The organism is Blastococcus aggregatus (assembly GCF_900221005.1).
Lineage (GTDB): Bacteria > Actinomycetota > Actinomycetes > Mycobacteriales > Geodermatophilaceae > Blastococcus > Blastococcus aggregatus.
The window spans coordinates 35,119-52,670 of sequence record NZ_OBQI01000009.1; the positions used below are offsets into that span (position 1 = coordinate 35,119).

Here is a 17,552-nt window from a genome sequence, read left to right on the forward strand (position 1 = left end):
TCCTGGCCAGCAGATGACGAGCAGCTATCCACAGTACACCGGATAGAACGCGCCGCACCACATACGTCCGGACCCTACAGCGACAGCTAGGCCGCGGACGCCGGCGACCTTTTGGTACGTGAATTGAGTTCTCTTCGGAGCCGCAACGTGCCTATTGACCTTTCTCACCTGCATAAACTTCATGCCCCCAGCCACAAACGAGGTGGCGGTCGCTCCTAGCTGACGAAGGGCTGTCCCCTTTTGACCCGCAAGCAGATAGGCACCCGCAGAGGCCGCGCCGAGTCCAGCACTAAGAACTCTGCACTGGGGAAGAGGGCAGATCGACACGGCTGTTGAGGCGACCGACAGGCCCCGAGCAACCTTGATAGATACCGACTTGTAGTGCTTCTTTACTTGAGCCTTTGCCTGCTTCCACTTCTTCTTGAACCAGTTCTTACCGTCAAGATCCAGGCCATTAACTGGGTCAGTGGGGTATGCATATGCGTTTGCACCACCGCCTTCAACAGGATCAACACTCAGGAAGCGGCCCAAGCCAGGGGCATACAAGCGGACGCCCATGAGGGTAAGGCCGCCGAGTGTGCTCGCATCGCGCTGGTAACTGCCGAGCCAGCTGTAGCGCATCTGCGCAGCTCCGGCCGCCGGTGCCACCCGGGGAACGCCGTACTCGGTGACCTCTATGGTCTTGAGGTCATTGGCCGTCACAGCTGTCAACGGGACGGTAGCGGCAACGTCGCCGTGCAGGTTGGTCATCTGCAATGTCACGGCAGCTCCCGCGGTGCCGCTCTTCGTCACGGTGGCCACCAGTCCCCCGAAGGAGAGAACATTACGGGTGAAGCTGTTGTCGGGCTCCTTCACGACATCGGGATTGTCGTCCTCCGCCGTGTAAAAGCTGGTCGTGTTCCGGCTCACACTAGGGGTGGCGGCGTCGCTGTCGATACGCACTGTCCGCCGGGCGGCGGCATCCAGACTGAACGTCGAAGTCTTTCCGGCTTGGGTCATGGAGGTGACGAGGTCGTCGACGTAGTAGTCGATCGCCACGTCTCCACCGGCGCCGACGGTGTCCATCGACGCCAGCGTGCGGGTGCGGCCCAACGCGTCGTAACGAAGAGTCGGTCGAGCCGCATTGGGCTGCAACCGGTCGGCGGTGTCGTAGGCGTAGGAGTCTGTGGCCGGAATGGTCGTCGGGCAGGTGCCAGCCGGCGCGCCGGTGGCCGCAGCTTGGGCGAGCGAGATGCGGTTGGAGTTCACGTCGAACCCATAACTCCGGGTGCACGCGGCGCCGGTTGGCGCTCCGGACGCCCCAAGGGTTCGATCGACCGCGGTAGTCAATCGGCCGAGGTTGTCATAACTGAACTGCGTGGACCGTGGCGTGCCGGTAACGGCCACTGTCCGGTAGCTGTCGACCTGGTCGTACGGAGTCATCAGCGCCGAGGAACGGAGCCATTCGCTGGTAGAGCCGTCGGTGGCCTTCTTGGTGTACGTGACACTGACCGGGTCCCCACCCGCGTCGCGGATGGTGGTGGCTGCGAACCCGCCCGGCATGCCCTCCCGGACAAGTGTCCCGTCCGCGCCGTAAGTCGCCGTGAAGACGCCCACCCCTGAGACGTCGATACTCGTGGGCAGGCTGCCCCGCTCCCCGTTTTCGTCGTAGGCCACCGTTCGAGTCCCGTGGTCGTTACTGACGTTGGCCAATCGGCCGATTGCGTCGTAGCTATAGGCACTAACCAGGCCATTACCGTCGGTGTAGGTACGCAGGCGCCCATAGGCGTCATACGTGCGGACAATTGGAGCCGTGCCATCCGCAGCGCTGCCAAATGCCGTCCCGTCAGCGTTCAGCAATCTTGTCTGCACGGTAAGGCCAGCGTTGTTGTACGTGGCTTCGGTGACCGGCCGCTGCACGCCGACTTCCGGACCGACACCGGTGGTGATACTGCGGCGGACACGACCGGCAACGTCGTAGCTAACGTCGGTGGTTCGAGAGACGCCTGCCCCCGTTTCCACCGTACGGGTTGCATTCCCGTAGACGTCATAGCCAACGATCCAGCTGGTAGGAATCACAGCACCGGCGCTGGGCGCCCCGCCGGGTAGGGTCTTACACAACCAGCCCGCCCATTCGGCCTTGGCGCACTGCGCATCAATGTTGGTCGCAGCGTAGAAGATCTTGATGGTCGTCGCAGCGGTAGCGGTACTAGCGCCGCCAGCAGGCAACGTCGAAGAGCTTGTACGCCCTTGGTCGTCGATGACCTGTCGGGTGACGACCTCCGCGGCTCCCCCGCCAGGGTCAACCCGGGTAGCGGTGGCCACACCGAACCGCCATGCGTTCGGAGTGCCGTATTCCAGCACGGTCGTACGCGCCTTGCCATCCAACGCCGGGAGACCCGCTTCGGTGCCAGTGGACCCGGCGGGCAGTGCGGTCGTGATCTCCACGGCGTCGGTGACGGTGCGCATGGGCAGGTGCAAAACGCCGGCGATGTCAGGATGGTCGGCCTGCACGTCGTAGGTGGTTGTCGTACGGGTACGGGCGCTGGCGCTCCGGTCACCCGCCGCAACCACGACCGGGCGCGCAGGGCCATAGGCGCGTAGCAAGTCCATGCCGTCGTCGGTGTAGACGTTGACAGTGTCTAGGAGCCGAGCCTGCGCGGCGGTATCCGACGCCGCCAGGGCGCGATCGCGGTTGCCTGCGGTCAGTGAGCGAACCACGTTGCCCTTGCCGAGCGGGTCGTATTCGGTGGTGGCGATGCGCCATGCCGCGGCCTGATTGGCGCCGGTGTCCTGGTTTGCGGTGCCACCGAAATTGGCGGTGTTCACCGTACGACCGTTTACGTCCAGGGCGTAGAGGGTAGCGCCCCGCCACTGGGCGGTCGAGGGCGTGGCGTCAGGAACAGTCGCCGGGTCGAAGACGGCAGTGAGATCGGTCGGCGCAGACGTCTGGCCCCAGCGCTTCACTTCGGTGGCGGTGAGCAGCGGCAGGCCGTTGCTGCCGTCGCGCGGCACGTCATAGCGCACGCTGGTTTGCTGTGCGGCCAGGCCGGTGTCGGGCACGTCATCAAGAACCGCGGACGACAGGCGGGGTAGCGCACGAGTGTCGTAGCCCAGCGTCCAGCGGGCGGTCGCTCCAACCGGGGTAATCGTGCTTAGCCGCCCGTCGGTCCGGTAGCCGTAGGAGACGGTGCCTGCAGTTCGGGGATCGGTCACCGCGGTCAGCCGGTCGGCGCCGTCGTAAGAGTAGGCAGCCAGCACAACTTGCTGCGCCTGCACCGGCGAGTTGCCGGTGACCAGACCATCAGCTCCGGCGGCCGCGCCGGTGGCCCACAGCTTGATCTGCTGCAGTCGCTCGTTGGCACCGGTGCCGGTGTAGACAAACTCGAGCGCTCGGCAGCCGGCCGGCTGCGGCGTCACAACCTGTGGGTTCTGGCAAACGACGCCGGCGTCGGTGGGGGCCAGCAGCCAGCGGGGGTTGCCAGCGGCCGTGTACTCCACGTTGGTGACGGCGGGGGGCTGCTCCGTGGCGCCGAGCTTGCCGCGGATCGCCTCGATCGTCTCGACGCGGAAGGTGCCCTCGTTAAGATGGCCGTTGCCGCCGTCGGCACGGCGAAATGTGACCTTGTCGCCGTCGAGGTCCTTCAGTACGTAACTGCTGGCGCCGGACGTCTCGCCAGTCCAGGTGAGGGTGGCGCCCTCGGTGCTCGTTTCCCCATCGGCGACATAGATGTTCGGCTCGGCTGCAGACCGTCGCACGAAGGGCATCTGGGTGCCGTCAGCGCGGTTAATTAGGACCGTCTCGGTGCGATCGATGAGTGATTCATAATCCGCGCCGGCCTCGTCCACAGCCAGCGAGAGCCGCCAGCCGGGGCCGAAGGGCGCAGGCTTGCCGGAGGCGAGACCGGCCGCATTACTGGTGAAGGTCCGGGTGGCGGCCAGGCCGCCGTGCGGAGCGGTGACCTCGGCGTCGCGGCCGGTAACCAGATAGGCGCCGGTCAGCAGGCTGACGGTGCCAGGGCCGACTTCATCGGTCGAGTTTGCTCCGGTCAGACCAGCGCGGTCGACGGTGATCTGCGTGACGCTGCTGCAGCGCTCACCACCGCCGACGAGTCGGAAGCAGCTGCGCAGCTGCATGAGCCCGTCGACCGGAATGTTGGCTGTGGCGTTCCAGGTGTAGAGCGCGGAGGCCTTATCCCCGTTCTCGGCCACCAGCGGCAGCCAACCGTCGGGGCTCGTCACGCCGCTTTCGTCAGACAGGCGCAGCGTTGAGATATCGACATCTGCCCACCCGTCGCTGATGGTCAGGCTGTACGGCCGCCACTGGAAACGAACCGCGTCGTAGTCACCACTGCCGGTGCGGAGCTTGGCCACACCCTTGAGCTGGGTGCGCGCTTGGGTAACCCGCTGGTACTGGGTGGGGTGAGTGAGCGTGCCAGCACCTGCGACCGTGGTATTCGACCGCGCGTCATGGACGATGTTCCCGCCCTGGAAGTTCTGCCGCATCCCGCCGGCCACAGGCACGGTGTCCCCAGTCGGGTAGCCGAGCCAAGAGTTCTCCCACCCCATCTGAGCCCACAGGCTGCGCGGCGGACCGGTGACCGAGTGTGCGCCGGTTGACCCGGTCCAGTAGATCGAACCGTTCTGGAAGTGGCTGTAGCAGCCGCCGTCACGCGCACCACAGCCTTCGTCGCTCACCGGAAAGCCGAGCGACGAGTTCTCCCAGCCCATGGCCGCCCACTTGTCCCTGATGGCGCCCTTGACCGACCACGCTCCGCTGGCGCTGCTCCAGTAGATCGAGCCGCCTTCGAAGTGGCTGTAGCAGCCGTTGTCACGGATGCCGCATCCCTCACTGGTGACTGGCCAGCCCAGGAAGGAGTTGGGTCCGCCCAAGGCCCACCACTTGTCGCGGATCGCGCCACAAATGGTCTGACCGCCGTACTGGTCGCAGTTGCCGTCATAGGTGAACCAGATGGTCGGCACCGCCCAGGCGTTGCCGGAGCCGAACTTCTTCCAGCCGCGAGGGTCGCTCTCATGCGTCAGCACCGCCATCGCCATGATCCACGGCGGGTTGTTGGCGAGGTTGGAGAACTTCTGCATGTGCGGGGTGATGTTGAAGTCGACCCAGTCGGCGGGGCAGCCGGTGTTGCCCTTGGCGACAGTGTTGTTGGCCAGGGAAGGCCCGATCCAGGGCTGACCGTTCCACGTCAGGGTGTTCGGGTCGAAGTCGCCGGCTTCGTGGACGTCCACCCGGAACGGCGTGCAGGAGTACGTGTGGGTCTCCCACAGGTACAGCGTCGCGGCCTGAATAACCCGGTTGAAGACGGGCTCGACGTCGAACTTGATGTAGGACCGCGCCACCTGTCCCGGGTAGTACCCGGTGCGCAGCTCGGGCGACCCGCCCTGCGGCGTGTTGATGATGTTGCTCTGCACGAACGTGGTGCCGATCGGCCCCAACGACTGAGTCGGGTCGATCACGACCGGATAAACCGTGGCCGGGTCGTTGAGGAACGAGCGATCGGGGCTCAGCACCATGGTGGCGTCGGTGCCGTTCACCGTGGGGTCAGTCAGCTCGAGCCCCACCTTGCGGATGGCGACGGGTTCGTCGGTGGTCGGGTCGACCCGGGCATCCCACATCAGCGGGGCCGCGCCGGTGCCGACCACCTCGCCACCGTCTTCGACGACGAGCGCGTCCTTGTCGGTCGCCCGCACGGTGGCGCCGCGCGCGTCGAGCGGGAACTCCAGCTCGGTCAACGCGTTCAGGGTGGCCCCTGACGGGCGCTCGTTCACCACGACGTGCTGCTCGAACCCCAGTCGGTTGGCGGTGAGCACCAGGTCGACGTTGGGCAGCACGTCGCGGTATGTGGCGACGTTGCCGGCAAGCTCCGGCTTGGGAAGCTCGCCGTCCCACCCCAGGCGCAACGTCGTGCCCTCACCGTCGCCCAGGACGGCCATCGCCTCGCTGCCGCCGTCGGAGAAGCGGATATCGCCAGTTACTGCGACCGGCCGCACGCCGTCGTCGGTGAACTCCAGCGTGGTGTCAACATCAACCCAGTCCCCGTCAACCTCAGTGCGCACCGGGCCCGCCGCGGTCTTGACCTCCACCGTGCCATCGGGCTGGGCATGGGCGATGGTCGACTCCGTGGTCAGCGAGTCAATGACCACCGGTTGCCCGCTCGCCGCAGCTTCAGCCAGCGCCGCCATCTGCCCCTCCGGCACCGGGTGGGCAGCCATTTCCTCCGGATAGTCCGGCAGCTCCGGGAAGTCGACCTCCCCGCCGACCTCGGGAACCTCCGCAGAGGGCACCGGGACTGGATCGTCCGAGGCCCCCTCGAGCGCACCGCGCGACAACGGCGGCGTTGCGTCAGCGGGCTCCGCAGAGGCCGGCACTCCGTGCAGCATTCCGGTCGTCAAGGCTGCTGTCAGCGCAACGACCACCACGCCGCGGGCCTGCCAACGGATACGAGAGACAACGTGCCGAGTGCCCACGAGGACCGCTTTCGGAAGTGAGGCCGCTGGTCCGCGAGGTCGGAACCGGCCCGGCTAGAAAGCCGCGCACACAGTGGCACCACGTAACTACGCAGCGCAACACTATCTGTGAACGAACTGTGGCGCCGCCCCACTCGCACCATGCGTCCCACCCGACTCATCACGGCGGCGCCTAGGGAAACGGCTACCCGCTCGTTGCACCAAGCGAGCGGGGAGCTAGCACCGGCCGGTCTTGACGCCGGCCCTGGCAGTCAGTTCCGCTTCGCTGGCAGCAGTCAGAGGCGGGAAGACCGGCGCGACCACATCTGCAGGCAACGCCGCTACTGCAGACCCGACCGTCCGGCCCCGGAGGCGGCGGTCACGGGAGCCCCCGAACGATGATCGGCTTGCGGGGCCCGCGCTGGCGGGCCAATCCTCTCGCAGCCACCCTGCTGCCGCCGGGCCTGGAACTACGTCGCCGTGGCGCTATCAGGAGGCACGGCAGGCCCTATAAGGACCGCACACTGACTTCCCGTTGGCCAGTTACTGGCAGGACGCCGTCCGACTGAGCGCTGCAAGCATCTCGGCGGTGTCGGCTTGGGCCAGCGTGATGGCAACTTCCTGCGATGCCGCGGCCTCGCTCACGTACACCGGATCGATATGCAGCAGCTCTGCCAGCGCAATGGCTTGTGACTGCCCACCCACTGGATAGAAGACGCCAGAGCGAGTCGGCACCTCACCCTCAAGACGATGAAACTGGATGGCAGCTACCTGAAGTCGCTCGACCAAGGCGGCCATCAGCCCCTCGTCATCACTAGCGCCACGGAGACCAATGGCGACTGGCAGATTGGCGGAGAGCTCAGTAAGGCATGGCAACGCTGGCGTCGGATTCGATGGCTCCGGCGTCCCCGGCGTCGGAGTCGGCGCAGGTGTCGGTGTCGGTGTCGGCGTCGATGGCACTTGCAACGTGGGCATCGGACTCGAGGGGGTCGTCGGGGTCGGGGTCGACGGCTCAGGTGGCGTCGGAGTCGACGGCTCGGGTGCAGCGGGCCGAGGAGTAGCAGGCGGCGTCGGCGCGGGCGGTTCCGGGTTGCCGGTAGGTGGCGATACCGAACTGCTCGGCTGCGTCGACGAACCGGGAATGACCAGCAGGGACGCGGGTCCGACTGGCGCGACCAGTGGCGCGGCCGCGAGCGGCAACGGCGCATCGACAACAGGACCTGTCGGGCCAATCGGAAGAACGGGCGCGGGCTGAACCTCCGCCGAGACGACCGCTAGAACTTGCGAATTCTGGCCGGCATATCGCTCGGCGAGAGCAAGAACGTCCGCTACGTACTGGCTCGAATTGTTGTAGGCGAAGACGGCACGCTTGCGTCCCGCCTCACTCGACAGGTCTCCGCCAGCGGCACACAGGTAGGCCGCCGCAGCAGCAGCTGTGTCGTAGATGTTCTGCGGGTCGCTGCGGCCGTCGGCGTTCCCGTCTCGACCGTAGACGGCCCACGTGGCGGGGATGAATTGCATTGGGCCAACGGCTCGGTCGAACTCGGTGTCCCCGTCGAGTCGTCCGGCGTCGGTGTCGGCGATGCGGGCGGTCGCGCGGCCGTCCAACCTGAGACCCAGGATCGGCCTGGTCGTGTGCCCTTCCGGGTCGAGGGACGAGCCGCCGAAGCGGCCGTGGTTCGACTCGATGCGGCCGATGGCAGCCAGTAGTTCCCAGTCCAGGCCGCAGCCGGTCGGAGCGGATTCAGCCGCCCGCCGATAGGCATCGAGCGCGACGGCGGGAATTCCATCGACTGAACGGTAGGTACCGCTTTCCTGCGAGCGGATGCTCTGCACCACGTCCGTCGGCGTGGCCAGAGCCGCTGAGGGGGTGGTCAGACTGAAACTTGGAACGCCGTCGCCGATTGGGCCAAAGATGGGTGCTAACGGACCACCAGTCCAGGCGTATCGCTCGGACATCTCGTCGTCGGGAATGCGCGTCGACCCCGTCGCCGCAGCCTCAGCACCTAGGGCCGCAGGGGCCGGGGCTGGCGATTCTGGTGCGACTCCGACTGCGAAAGCTCCGATCACGGCCGCGAGCACCGCCCTCTTCGATCGCTGCAGCGGGCGCCCGAGGGGCGCCTGCTGACCGCCGCGGGGAACCGAGGCTTCTCGTCGGGCCAGCTTCGACGCGGCGGAGGTTGTGACGCGACCGTGTCGCCCGCCGGCCCCCATAAGCCCACGGTGACGCTCAGGGCTCAGTGCGTCCTCTGTGGACGTGCGACTCGCGGCGCGGTTGTTCGAACGCGCCGGTATGGCCTGCCCCGGTGTCGTAGCAGACGCCGGGTCTTCCTTCGACGCTTCGCGGCTCATGCCAACTCAGGGCTCTTCGTGGGCGGTGAGTGAAAGATCTTCCGCACGTGTACCGCCTTCACGAGGTGAGGGGCCGCCCACAGCTGTCGGAACCAATTCGGCCAGTAACCCGGTTGCACAGTGCCACTGAGCGCAGACACAGCGCAACCGCTAACCAGGGGCAGCAGGTCCTGCGACTCACAGGCCCCTCCAGTACCGCGCCCGACTTGCGGGTCGATATGAGGCTTCGGAGGACCGGGACTGCTGCAGCTTCGGTTGACGGCGGTTGGGACTGATCATGCCGCGACTGCGGCCTGAGTGGTGAGGGCGAGTTCGAACTCGACCGGAGTCAGCTTGCCGAGGGCTCGCTGGCGCCGGCGGCGGTTGTAGGTGTGCTCGGTCCAGAACACGATGGCCTGGTGCAGTTCGTCTCGGGTGCGCCAGCGGCGGCGATCGAGGACGTTCTTCTGCAGCAGGGCGTGCCAGGACTCCATGGCGGCGTTGTCACCCGCGGAAGCGACCCGGCCCATCAATCCCTGCAGGCCGGCAGCGGTCAGCACGGCCCGGAATGATCTTGCTCGGGACTGCGAGCCGCGGTCGCTGTGAACCACCACCACACCGTTCGGCCGCCGCCGCGCAACGGCGGTGCGCAGGGCGGTGACGGCCAACTGGGCAGTCATCCGCTCATCGAGGGCATAGCCGACGATGCGGTTGCTGAACAGGTCCTTGATCGCGCAGCAGTACAGCTTTCCCTCCGCGGTCGGGTGCTCGGTGATGTCGGTCAGCCAGACCCGGTCAGGGGCCGGCGCGGTGAAGTTCCGCTGCACGTGGTCGTCGTGCACCGCCGGGCCAGGGCTCTTGCCCGCGCCTCGCCGGCCCTTGCGCACCGTGGTCGACCACAGCTTCTGCGCCGAGCACAGCCGCCAGATGCGCCGCTCACCGGCGACCAGCCCGGCGCCGGCGACCTCGTCGGCGAGGAACCGGTAGCCGAACTCCGGGTCATCGCCGTGGGCGTCGATGAGCGCGTTGGTGAGGTAGGCGTCGGCGAGGTCGCGCTGGCTGACCGGGCAGGCCTGCCACTTGTAGAAGGCCTGCGTGGAGAAGCCGAGCACCCGGCAGGTCACCGCGACGGGGATCTTCTCGGCGGCGAGCTCTTGGACCAGCGGGTACGTCATTTTGGGAGGCTGCCGGCGGCGAAGTAAGCCGCCGCTCGGCGCAGGATCTCGTTCTCCATCTCCAGCCGCCGCTTCTCCCGGCGGAACTGGACGAGCTCGCTCTGCTCGGCGCTGGTCTGGCCATCGACGACCCCGTCATCAATGTCGGCCTGGTGCACCCAGCGGCGCACCGACTCGACCGAGATGTCGAAGTCGGCAGCAACCTCGGCCTGGCTCAGATCACCGCGGCGAGCGACCCGAACGACGTCACGCTTGAACTCCGGGGGGAACTTCTTGGGCACAGCGACATCCTTCCCGCGGGACAAGATCCCGCAGAACGAGCGTCAACTGAAGGCGCAGCAATCCCCTAGACCGCTCGCCGGCATGGGACTCCGAGCGGCCGGGGGGATCCGCCGACAAACGAGGGCCCGTCGAGTCGACCTCCGCTGCTCGTCCGGCGAAAGCCCACGCCTCCCCACGGGCAACACTCGGCTGGGATGGGGCTGTCACCTTGCGCAGTGCCCGCGTCCTGCGCGCTCGGCATCGGAAGACGGCAGAACTTCTGCGCGCCTGTCGCTCCTCCCACACTGCCAGGCCGACCTGACGGCGTTCGCCGATGTCCGCCGATATCCGAAAAGGCTTGCTGAGCAGGGGGTTCACCGCTTCGCCGGACAACGGCGAACGACCCTGAACCAAGATCGAAGTGGACCAACTGCAACCAAGACTGCAACCGGAAACGCCAATCGTTAGCGCGGCTCACGGCCCGAAACGGTGGCCGATGGAGCTTTGCCGGATGCAGGAATACCGGCAGCGGGCTGGCGCGCTCGCCCCTAGACCCTGCGGTTGACGTGTGCGCTCGGCGTCTGGCCATGTCCGTGATGGACTGCGGTCATGGATGACGCGTCACTGCTGCTCGACCAGCGCTCGGCGTCCCAGGCCGCCTCCGACAAGGATGTCAGGGCCTGGGCGAGCGGCCGGCGGGTGTTCGTTTCCAGCCTCATCACCGACATGCCCGACGAGCGCGCCGCCGTGCGGGCAGCGATCGAGGCGGTCGGGGCCACTGCGGTGATGTTCGAAGATCTCGGAGCGCAGGACATATCGGCGGAGCAGGCCTACCTCTCGGGTGTTCGCAGCTCCGAGGTCTACGTGGGGATGTGGGGCTCGCGCTACGGCGTGCGGATGCCCGACGGGTACTCGGCGACCCATGCTGAGTTCTTGGAGGCGGAGCGGAGCGGGTTGCGGTTGTGCCTCTTCGTACACGGTGAGACCGCGGGCGAGATGGACGGTTCTCAGCGCGATCTGATTCAGAGCGCCCGCAACCTGTACACGACAAGCCCTTGGAGTAACCCGGCGGACCTCGGTCGACGGGTGCGGCGACGTCTGGAGGAGCTTGCGGCTGAGGAGTTGGCACCGTGGGTGCGCGTGGGCAGGACGCTGTTCCGTGCCCGCGAGATCATCAACGACGGGAGGACAATCTCGCTCGCGGCCGCAGTGCGTAGCGACGCGCTCCATGCGGAGCTGGTGCGCCTGCGGGACAACCGCGCCGGCAGTGTCCCGTTCGCCTCGGCTCACACCGCACTGCCCGTGCAGATCGCGGAGTTGTCGACGAGGACCGTCTCGACTATCGGACACGAGGAGCGCTTGACAATGGTCGCGCAGCAGCAGCGGGCGTCTAACATGCGCGCGTCCATCAACGGCGTTTCGGCCGACGAGGTGGTCCGTCGGGCGCTGTCCGATGGGCTTTTCGGCACCTCGATGCTCAGCCAACAAATGGGTTGGCTCGCGCGGCCGATCGATCCGCTGGCACAGCTGCGGGGATTGGGCCTGGACGACAGCGTTCTGCGGCCCGTGGCGCGAGTGCTGTTCTCCGAGCGCCTGCTCACCGAGCAGGCCGCATCGAGAATCGACTCTTTCGCCCTCGGCCCTTCACGCCAGGGCGCGCGCCGCCTGCGGGCAATCTGGACGCCGCCGCAGGTCTACGTGAACAAGCCTGACCCAGCATCCGTGTCGATCGACGGCACCGTACTGGGGCTGTGATGCACCGGCCCGAGCCCGCTCAAGCCGCCCAGGAGGGCGATAAGAGCCTGAAGACGGCAATCAACGCCGCCGCCAATTTGGGCAACAACAGCTCGACCGCTTCGACGCCTACCGGGAGAGCACCGCGCGGCGGGATGTCGCAATGTACTTAATGAGCCGCCGACCGTGCAGGCGGTCGAGGATGCGGCGGTAGTTGCCGATGCGTTTCTGCTCAAAGGCAAGTCGCTGGGCGGGATTCCCGTACGGTTTAAGCTTGAGGTCCTCCATGGCTACCAGCAGCACTACGGCTCTAAGACGCAGAGGGAGGACGCCGCTGCAGTTCTTGGGCATGGACCTAGTGACCTTCCGACGAGTTCTCGGTGCCGCAGGCCTGCACGGACTCGATGTCGGGGCTGCACCGAAACGGCTCAACCCAGAGCCGCGCTTGCGCGAGGGAGCCTGCGATTTGATATTCGATAGCTGATCATGCCTGACAGTTGACGAAAGATGCTTCTGACCAGCGGGGATGACGTTGGCCCACGTTGGGTGCAACCGCCCGTCTCAGTACGTTCTTGATGAGTAAACGATGCCTGACCGGGATGATTAATCGCTTGATCGGGTGTCCGTCTACCCCGGGAGCGCCGTTCGCTTCCACGCCGACCGCGAAACGGCAGCGGCTCGGGTTCCGCGCCGAGTCAAGTTAGCCCGCGACTCGAGCTCGTCTGACTCGCGCACACGGACGAGTCGTGGCGACCGCCGGTTCGCCATCGAACCTGACCTGAGGCTACGAGACAGACCAGGGCCATGCGACGCCCTGCCCGTGGGTGCGGCCCGGTCAAGCCCAACTGCGTCCTGGCGGCTCTGGCTACCGGGACGCTCCCGGCCAGCGGTCGCGCGCCCTGGCTAGGCGCACTGGCCGGCGCGTGGCGCTGGCTACCTGCGTCGGTGGCGACGGGGACACTTCTCTCATGCCTAGCGGTGGAAGACGCAAGCGACAGCCGAACCGGACGGCTACTCGGAAGCCTTACCAACCGCCGCCAGCCAAGCTGCGGCTCGCCATCGCAACGGCACCTCAATCGAGCGACGCGTCGGTCACGCTCGCCAACGACCTTCGGCTTGTCCGGTCAGCTGTCCTTTACGCCGACGAGGTAGAACTCATCAGCCCCGGCGTCGAGATGATCGGCAACGTAGTCGCGCTCGGCAACGGCTCCAAGCAAGACGTCGTCGCACTGCTGTCCTCGCTCGACGATTTGACTCTAACGCGACTTGGCGTAGAGCCGATCTCATTGCCACAGTGGCGGCAGGCACTGCAGCTTTTCGGCAATATGACGCCCGAGGCCCTCGACGCCGTATCGAGCTTGACGGGTCAGTCGATACCGGACGAAGTACGGGACGCGACCAACCAGGCTCAGAACGCATTAGCGACGGCCCTGGAGCAGTTTCGCGGAGTCGCGGACCAGATGACTCTCGACTCAGGCGCCGACGAGTTGACGCTAGCCATGGAGGCTGGCTTACTGCGCCTGTCGACACCGATTGTTGGGGATGGCGATACCGACGCCTTCGTGGCGCGATATATGGAGAAGCTTCGTGAGCTGATCCAAAACCCTAGAGTGCACCTCCTACTTGACGAGCTCACTGGATCCCTCGTTCGGTCCATGATTAACGGAGGGCGGGTTGAGCCCAATCGTCTAACCATAGCCAATGCCGGGGAAGCGGCGGTAGGGAGTGGACTGATAGCGCGCCTGCCCGCCTTCGACGAAGCGCCGCTAGGGGAAGTGCTGGACCTTCGAAGGGACCTCCAGGACCCGCTTTCCCGGTATCGAAGATCGGTCGCTGACATGGCGACGAGGCTGCGCGTTGGGCCGTTCGATAGCGACCTGCCAGCCGATATCGACCATCTCTATGTCACCGAGGTGCAACCCGCCATCGCGGATCTAAGAGAACAACTTGCCGATCACGGACTCGTGCGGGAGGTCGGGCGGCACCTTGGCGTCTCCGTTGAGCCGTTGATCAAGGGGCTGGCGGGGTCAGCACTCGCCCTGGGAGCTACATCTCTTGCAGATCTGAGCGCTTGGGTCACGGCGGCTGCCAGCGCGGCACCAGCGGGGATCGCAGCAGCACAAGCTGCAGTGTCCGGAGTGGTCAGCAGTCGAGAGGAGAGCGAATCACTGAAGCGCCACGACCTCTTCTACCTCTACGAGATCGACAGGCGACTTTCGTAGCCACTTTTCGGGGAGCCACCACCTATAACGTGGAGGGAGTCTCCCTAGAGCTCGTTGCCGCCCGGCACCACTGCAACGAGCCCTAGCTTCCGATCCCGCCTAGAGAGCCAGGTCGTTAGCGCCTTCTTCGCCAGCTCCCGCTGACGCGGCCCCCGACAGGCGTAGCGAGCTGACTCTCAACGGCAAGGGGGGATGAGGGGGCCTAGAGAGCCAACGCGCTCAGGGAGGCACCCACGAGGACTAGCGCTGGGCCTGCCGTCCAAGCCAGTGCGCGCCGCTTCGCCCTGAGCTCCTCCGCAGCGAAATCCGTGTCCGGCCGGCCACCGTCGATCGTCACGGTCGTCGTCCGCCACCGGATCACGTACTCCGCCATGACGACCGCCGCCCCGAACACGGAGAGAATCACGCCGACCAGAGCCACCCGACCAGCCTAGCGAGAGTCGGATGGCGCTGAAGGGGCGCTAGGCCGTCCAGGTCGAGTTGTGGTCAGGGTGCTGACGGAAGTCGGCCAGCGCCTTCTGGGCCACCTCGCACGGATCAGCAGAGCGGCAGCGCCGGCAGCGGGGCGGCACCTCGGCGCGCTCGTCCCCTGCGACGATCATGACGAGGTCGCTGTGGTCTGCCACCACCCCGCGGAGCCGGTGCGCGCGAGTCGCCAGCTCCTGGGCCTCGGCCCCAGCCGCACTGTTGCCGGGCACCAGCGACTGCAGCCCTAGCGCGTTGGCGCGCGCTATCAACTCGTCAGCTCGTTGCTCGAGGAAGTCCGCCCACTTCACGCGCGCTCTTTAGGGCTCAGACGGGGAGGGGGCGTAGCGGGCGCGGCGGTCCGTGCTCCTTCTCCCACTTGGCCTTGGCCTTCCGCCACTCCTTCGCGTCGTCGGAGTCCATCGGCCCGAAGCCAGTCGACTGCGGGTAGGGCTCGGGAAACGGCTCACCGTCGAGCTCCGGTGTGGGATTGGCCATGAGCAGCAGCCTAGGCAGCAAGCGCTGTTGCGGCCTACTGCACAGAGGTGGCGCGGTCAGCCGGGCCAGCCATCCCGTCGCGCCGCCTTGAGTGGAAGCCCGCTCAGCTCCCCATCGACCGGACACGCGAGCCTCAGAACGTCGCCCTCTCTTTGGTTGAAAGCGGCGTTCACGGTCGAGCGTTCGAGCACCACAGCGTCAGCTAGGCAATGGGGGCACTGAACGGTGTCCTGACCAGTCATGAGCTCAGCTTGCCCTTCGCCGCGTGAGACTGAGGGGACGCTGGCCGCCACGACATTCAGCTTCCAGAGCACCCCGGCGGCATTGCAGGCGTTCGACGTGATGCTGGGCCGACTAGTGGCGCTCGCGCTGGCCGATCAGTGGCCGGCGCTGATGCGGGACGTCGTCGTCGGTGAGCTGCGCGCGCTGGCGTCCGGCGAGGGGACCGTGGCATAACCACGGCCCCCTCGCCGTCGTCAGGCCGCCAGGGCGGCGGCCACCTGAGCGGCGCACACCGGGCACAGTTCCGCCGTTCCGGTGGTGAAATGCCGCGCCGGCCAGACGGTGCCGTCCGGCCCCCGATAGGCGCGGCGACCGCACAGGGTCCGGTCATCATCACCGGCCTGGGCGTGCGTGACGTCCCGCATGGAGCCCTCGAGGTACGTGCCGCGGGGGTGTTCCTTGTGAGCGCTGCTATCGGTGGCGGTGAACAGCTCATGCGCCAGGATGGTGGCCATCAGTGGCTCCTCGATCGGTGAATGGGTGGGGGCACCGTAGGGAGCGGGTGATGCTTGTGTCGCGTCGTCGGACGACGTTCCGTTCGGCGGGTGCGGTACCTCCTCCTGGGTGGTGGGGCGCGGGCCAGCTACGCCCGACGTCAGCGCGGCTGGCTGCGCTCCTGACGGGCCCGCTCGCGCTCGTTGCCCAGCTGGTCGAGTGGGCGCAGCGCAGCCCGCACGGCCTCACCGAGGTCGTAGCCGGCGACCAGGTTGCCGCCCCCGTGGCCAACCATGTAGCCGACGGTCCACCCCTCGTCGTCGGGAGTGAAGGTGACCCCGATCCCGTGGGTGGCCCCCAGGGTCAACAGCTCCGAGATGGCGCGCTGGGTGTCCGGCTCGAAGAGGTCATCGCTCATGAGCCCGAGCCTGCCACCCAGGCGTCATTCTCGTAGCGCGTCGGCGCTCTGTGAGGCCCTACGGGGCGTTGAGCAATCGCCTCGGCCGAGGCGTCGGAACACCTATGGACGCTGTCGCGGGGCCGCGCATCGTTGGGCACTAGCCCTGCCCCGCGAGGTCGCTCAATCCTGCCGTCGTCACCGCATGGACCCCGAAGCCCGATGAGGCGCTGCGGTCGGAGATCCAGGCAGCGCTGGCTCCGCCAGCGCCACTTGGATTGACCCACCGCGGCCCGTCGCGCACACGCAGCGCCCGCGGCTGACCGGGTGGTTATGGGCCCGGCAGCACTCGCAGAACGACAGCTGGCTCGAGCTGGCCACCCTGTACGAGGGAACCGTCTTCGACGGCGCGGAGCGGCACTGGTATCCGGCCGATGATCTGCGCACCCTGGACTGAACTCCGTTCTACGGCGGGCGAGGTAAGGACAGCGCCGCGGCCTTCACCCGCCGATACCTCGTCACCGCCAGGATGTGCGCATGACCGCCACCGATTGCGACCTCCTCCTCGCCCGCATCGTCGAGCGTGAGGAGCGCGCCACGGTCAAGGACGACTACGCGAACCCGAGGGTCTTCCCGTTCTTCACGTGGCTGGACAGCGATACCCCGGACCGGTCATACGGAAGGAACGCCGGCCATCTGGGCGACCACGAGCTAGAGCTGATCCAGGCCGCGGGCCCCAAGGCTGTTCTTGCGGATTGTGCTCGCGACCGGCAGATCGTGCGGGACTGCACCGCCGCTCTGACCTACCGCTCCGCGCCCGGCATGGAAGGAGCTGCAGTCCTCGCTGAGCGAGTGCTGCAGCAGCTCGACGCGAAGTACTCGGCCACCCCGTAAGCGGCTCCTCGGCGCCTGCCTCCGGAGGACTGCCGTCATGCAGGAGCAGCCGGACGCCGGGCATGTCCTACCTCGGAGGCGTGGCCACCGTGAGGGCCCGAACGTGACTCCGCAGAGCCCAACCACGGGAGGTGACAGCTGGACCGCGTACCTCCAGCCGAGCGTCGTTCTGACTGTCGGCATCCTGGCGCTGCTCGGCGGCATCTGCCTAGGGTTTTTCAGGCGCCGCGCCGGGGACCGGCGGCTGCTCGAGCAATAGGGCCCTCGTCGCGATCGACCCACGGCGATGTACAAGATCACGAGGCCACACACGTCTTGCATCTGCGGTAATAGTTGCGCTCCGTCGCCGACGGCGGAGCGCTCGCGGGCGTCACCGGCGAGGCTCGACGTCTTGCTGCCCGTCGCGATCCT

The 17,552-nt window shown here is 66.9% G+C and carries 13 protein-coding genes; 4 read left to right on the top strand and 9 right to left on the bottom strand.

Features of this window, described 5'->3' with window-relative positions:
• Positions 1–24: 24 nt before the first annotated feature.
• The 3 genes from CRP29_RS21985 to CRP29_RS22000 form a co-directional block, all read right to left on the bottom strand.
• Positions 25–6,420 (bottom strand): DNRLRE domain-containing protein, encoded by a 6,396-nt coding sequence (locus tag CRP29_RS21985; protein WP_141437200.1) that lies wholly within the window; start codon positions 6,418–6,420, stop codon positions 25–27.
• A 570-nt stretch (positions 6,421–6,990) separates the two neighbouring features.
• The gene (locus CRP29_RS22485; RefSeq protein ID WP_176523092.1) at positions 6,991–8,286 is read right to left on the bottom strand and encodes a lytic transglycosylase domain-containing protein; all 1,296 of its coding nucleotides are present in this window, start codon (positions 8,284–8,286) and stop codon (positions 6,991–6,993) included.
• A gap of 788 nt (positions 8,287–9,074) precedes the next feature.
• Positions 9,075–10,234 (bottom strand): IS3 family transposase gene (locus CRP29_RS22000; RefSeq protein ID WP_245853186.1). Its coding sequence is split into 2 segments (ribosomal slippage): positions 9,075–9,964 and positions 9,964–10,234, totalling 1,161 coding nucleotides; the frame shifts between segments, so codons are not numbered across the junction.
• Between the two features lie 589 nt (positions 10,235–10,823).
• Between CRP29_RS22000 and CRP29_RS22005 the strand changes: the two genes are divergently transcribed.
• Positions 10,824–11,969: a DUF4062 domain-containing protein gene (locus tag CRP29_RS22005; protein WP_097197218.1), complete on the top strand. Its 1,146-nt coding sequence runs from the start codon at positions 10,824–10,826 to the stop codon at positions 11,967–11,969.
• Positions 11,970–12,077: 108 nt separating this feature from the next.
• Here the strand turns inward: CRP29_RS22005 and CRP29_RS22010 are convergent, their stop codons facing one another.
• A complete protein-coding gene (locus CRP29_RS22010) occupies positions 12,078–12,299 on the bottom strand; it encodes a hypothetical protein (protein WP_097197219.1) in 222 nt (73 codons plus the stop codon).
• Positions 12,300–12,916: 617 nt separating this feature from the next.
• Here CRP29_RS22010 and CRP29_RS22015 point away from each other — a divergent pair.
• Positions 12,917–14,170, top strand: a complete 1,254-nt coding sequence (locus CRP29_RS22015) for a hypothetical protein (RefSeq protein WP_141437202.1) — start codon at positions 12,917–12,919, stop codon at positions 14,168–14,170.
• A 202-nt stretch (positions 14,171–14,372) separates the two neighbouring features.
• Here CRP29_RS22015 and CRP29_RS22020 read toward each other — a convergent pair whose 3' ends face one another.
• The 3 genes from CRP29_RS22020 to CRP29_RS22950 are packed head-to-tail and all read right to left on the bottom strand — an operon-like array spanning position 14,373 to position 15,133.
• Positions 14,373–14,591, bottom strand: a complete 219-nt coding sequence (locus CRP29_RS22020; protein ID WP_097197221.1) for a hypothetical protein — start codon at positions 14,589–14,591, stop codon at positions 14,373–14,375.
• A 40-nt stretch (positions 14,592–14,631) separates the two neighbouring features.
• Positions 14,632–14,946: a hypothetical protein gene (locus CRP29_RS22025; RefSeq protein ID WP_097197222.1), complete on the bottom strand. Its 315-nt coding sequence runs from the start codon at positions 14,944–14,946 to the stop codon at positions 14,632–14,634.
• 16 nt (positions 14,947–14,962) lie between these two features.
• Positions 14,963–15,133, bottom strand: a complete 171-nt coding sequence (locus CRP29_RS22950; RefSeq protein ID WP_176523093.1) for a hypothetical protein — start codon at positions 15,131–15,133, stop codon at positions 14,963–14,965.
• 240 nt (positions 15,134–15,373) lie between these two features.
• On the opposite strand from CRP29_RS22950, the gene CRP29_RS22490 reads away from it, so the two are divergent.
• A complete protein-coding gene (locus CRP29_RS22490) occupies positions 15,374–15,589 on the top strand; it encodes a hypothetical protein (RefSeq protein WP_141437203.1) in 216 nt (71 codons plus the stop codon).
• A gap of 20 nt (positions 15,590–15,609) precedes the next feature.
• Here the strand turns inward: CRP29_RS22490 and CRP29_RS22030 are convergent, their stop codons facing one another.
• The gene (locus CRP29_RS22030) at positions 15,610–15,870 is read right to left on the bottom strand and encodes a hypothetical protein (protein WP_097197223.1); all 261 of its coding nucleotides are present in this window, start codon (positions 15,868–15,870) and stop codon (positions 15,610–15,612) included.
• A gap of 140 nt (positions 15,871–16,010) precedes the next feature.
• Positions 16,011–16,268 (bottom strand): hypothetical protein, encoded by a 258-nt coding sequence (locus CRP29_RS22035; protein ID WP_097197224.1) that lies wholly within the window; start codon positions 16,266–16,268, stop codon positions 16,011–16,013.
• Positions 16,269–16,784: 516 nt separating this feature from the next.
• On the opposite strand from CRP29_RS22035, the gene CRP29_RS22040 reads away from it, so the two are divergent.
• The gene (locus tag CRP29_RS22040; RefSeq protein WP_097197225.1) at positions 16,785–17,141 is read left to right on the top strand and encodes a hypothetical protein; all 357 of its coding nucleotides are present in this window, start codon (positions 16,785–16,787) and stop codon (positions 17,139–17,141) included.
• The last annotated feature ends 411 nt before the right edge of the window (positions 17,142–17,552 follow it).